Annotated in this window: 1 protein-coding gene; it reads left to right on the top strand. The window is 74.9% G+C overall.

What is annotated here, in order from left to right:
* Positions 1-521: SseB family protein (locus tag GH736_RS24250; protein WP_162529614.1), on the top strand; the 521-nt coding region annotated here is incomplete at both ends.

Genomic DNA, 521 nt, shown 5'->3' with positions numbered 1-521 from the left:
CCGAACGGCTCGCGGCCGCCATCCGGCGCTTCCGCTCCGGTGACGGGGGACAGGGCGACGTGGTCGCCGAGTTCGGCCGGTCGCGCCTCCTGATCCCGCTGCTCGCCCAGCTCGGCGACGGCGGCGCCGAGATCGGCGACCACGGCCTGGCGGTCGACAAGAGCCAGGAGCTGTCGATCGTCACGGTCGAGGGACCCGACGGGCGCCGCGTGCTTCCGGTGTTCGCGTCGGTCGAGGCGATGTCGCGATGGAATCCCGGTGCACGTCCGGTGCCTGCCGACGGGGTGCGGGTGGCCCTCGCGGCGGCCGACGACGGAACCGACCTCGTGGTGCTCGACCCCGGCTCGCCGAGCGAGTTCGTGCTCCGCCGGCCGGCGGTCTGGGCGGTGGCGCAGTCGCAGCCGTGGCATCCGCCCTTCGACTCGGTCGAGGTGCGCGACGCCTTCGAGCGCACGATCGCGACGGAGCTCGCCGTGCTCGGTGTCGAGCTGCTGCCAGGCGACCCCGACGCCCGCCTCGCC

Origin of the sequence: Agromyces humi, from assembly GCF_009720255.1 — a bacterium.
Taxonomy (GTDB): Bacteria; Actinomycetota; Actinomycetes; order Actinomycetales; family Microbacteriaceae; genus Agromyces; species Agromyces humi.
Note: the sequence above shows the minus strand (reverse complement) of the source record. Positions and strands in the feature narration are given on the sequence as shown.